This window comes from Enterobacter sp. PL1 (assembly GCF_945957325.1).
GTDB lineage: Bacteria > Pseudomonadota > Gammaproteobacteria > Enterobacterales > Enterobacteriaceae > Enterobacter > Enterobacter roggenkampii.
On sequence record NZ_CAMFKT010000071.1, the window covers coordinates 1 to 2,102 of the forward strand.

Annotated in this window: 1 protein-coding gene and 1 pseudogene; one reads left to right on the plus strand and one right to left on the minus strand. The window is 48.4% G+C overall.

All coding sequences use genetic code 11. The features are described from left to right. Positions 1-209: 209 nt before the first annotated feature. Positions 210-965: a replication initiation protein RepE gene (repE, locus tag N6P30_RS24215; protein ID WP_000807690.1), complete on the minus strand. Its 756-nt coding sequence runs from the start codon at positions 963-965 to the stop codon at positions 210-212. Positions 966-1,506: 541 nt separating this feature from the next. Between repE and N6P30_RS24220 the strand changes: the two are divergent. Next, positions 1,507-1,975, plus strand: a pseudogene (locus N6P30_RS24220) (IS1 family transposase). The last annotated feature ends 127 nt before the right edge of the window (positions 1,976-2,102 follow it).

Here is a 2,102-nt window from a genome sequence, read left to right on the forward strand (position 1 = left end):
GAAGAGGGGGAAAATCTAGTGTGACAAACTACCCTCAGGATAGGGTGACAAATTGCCCTCAATTCTGGCTCCACTACCGGTTACAGCCAAAAAACTATGAGTAAGCGCAGGATGCCAGGGAGGGAACAGCAAAACTGTGACAAATCACCCTCAACTTTCCAGATCAAATGTGACGAACCACCCTTAAATCTGTGACAGATAACCCTCAACTATTCAATCGTCATGGAGGTTATATCACGGAAGGAAAATACGATATGCGTCGTCTGGCGGCCTTTCTTTTTCTCGATGTAAGAAAGGCGCATTGGTGTCCGGCTGTTGATCTCGTCAACACTTGCCTGCAGGAAACGGCGGCGAAAGTCCGGCATACGCTGGTAACTTTGAGGTAGCTGGTAGCGTTCCATGATCCAGTCGATTTTCAGGGACACGACACCTGAGCCATCAGGTTTACGGTACTGGCACAGAGATTCGTATAAACGCATGGCGTACGGATTGGTAATCTCTTTTGTTTCACTGAGCCGGAACTGCGTAAACCGGTTCTGTAACCCGATGAAGAAGGGAATCAGATATGGGTTGATATGTACGCTGTAAAGCCCTCTGGATGGGCTGTGCGCACGTTTAATAAACCAGGGAAAGGATTCATACCCTTTTTCATCGCCGGCATCCTCTTCAGGGCGATAGAAAACCACTTCCTTACCCGCAAAACCTTTTAAAGCCTGTCGTATATCCTTACTGGCTTCAGCGGAGGTCAGCCCGAATGTTTCAGCGTATTTAGCAACGTGAATTTCGCAGATGCCGTCATGTTCCTGCAGGGAGCCGTCGGATTTTCTGATCTGGTCAACGAACAGATACAGCATACGCTTTTGATCCCTGGAGAGACTATATGCCGCCTCAGTCAGCTCGTTTGACTGGACAATCCGCGGGCTATTTTTACGTTTTTTATGGTTTATAACCGCTATTTCCGCCATGACAGGTCCATGTGAAGTGTGACAGAATTTAAGATTGTCACACTTCATAAAACAGAGTCAACAGGGATGGATAACTTTGTGAAAAGCAACGCTTCCTGAGGGCAATTTGTCACAGGGTTAAGGGCAACTTGTCACAGAAATGGCGGCTATTTGAGGGTGATTTGTCACACTGAAAGGGCGTTTTGTCACAGATCCCTCTCTGGAACCCGCATGGATAAAGGCCTGTGGGCATTCTAAAAATAAAGATCTAACAACTATTTAAAAAGATCTTATAAAAATATCCCCGTGGATAAGTGGATAAGTGGATAACCCCTATGGGAGGTGATTTTGCAGGCATTGAGCGTATGCAGAATTTATGAGTACTGTTCCATGGTGCTTCCTCGCTCACTCGGGGCTTCGCCCTGTCGCTCGGCTGCGGCGAGCACTGCTGGCTCGATTATATCTGTGGCCAGAAGTTAGACATACAGCCTATTCTGTCCAGTTCTGGGTAATGCTACCAACTTGCTGATTTAGTGTATGATGGTGGTTTTGAGGTGCTCCAGTGGCTTCCATCTCCATCAGCTGTCCCTCCTGCTCAGCTACTGAAGGCGTGGTGCGTAACGGTAAAAGTACTGCCGGACATCAGCGCTATATCTGCTCTCACTGCCGTAAAACATGGCAGCTACAGTTCACTTACACCGCCTCTCAGGCAGCAGTCGGTAAACTCACGCATACAACCGGGCAGTGACGTCATTGTCTGCGCTGAAATGGATGAACAGTGGGGCTACGTCGGCGCTAAATCACGCAAGCGCTGGTTGTTTTACGCGTATGACAGGATACGGAGGACGGTTGTGGCGCACGTATTCGGTGAACGCACGCTGGCCACGCTGGAGCGTCTTCCGGGCCTGCTGTCGGCCTTTGAGGTCGTGGTATGGATGACGGATGACTGGCCGCTTTATGAATCACGCCTGAAGGGAGAACTACATGACAAAGTCATTGGACATTATCTGAACATAAAACACTACCAGTAAGTTGGAGTCATTACCCCTCAATCAAACGTGAGAAGTCGTCACCTTTAAAACTGGTCACATTTTCAATACCCAGATCGGAAGCAGACTGGTTGATAGTCTCTACCGCATAGAACTTTGCACCAGTCAG

Bases quoted from the DNA above. Each gene is read 5' to 3' on its own strand.
- repE (WP_000807690.1), bottom strand. From the start codon at position 965: ATGGCGGAAATAGCGGTTATAAACCATAAAAAACGTAAAAATAGCCCG.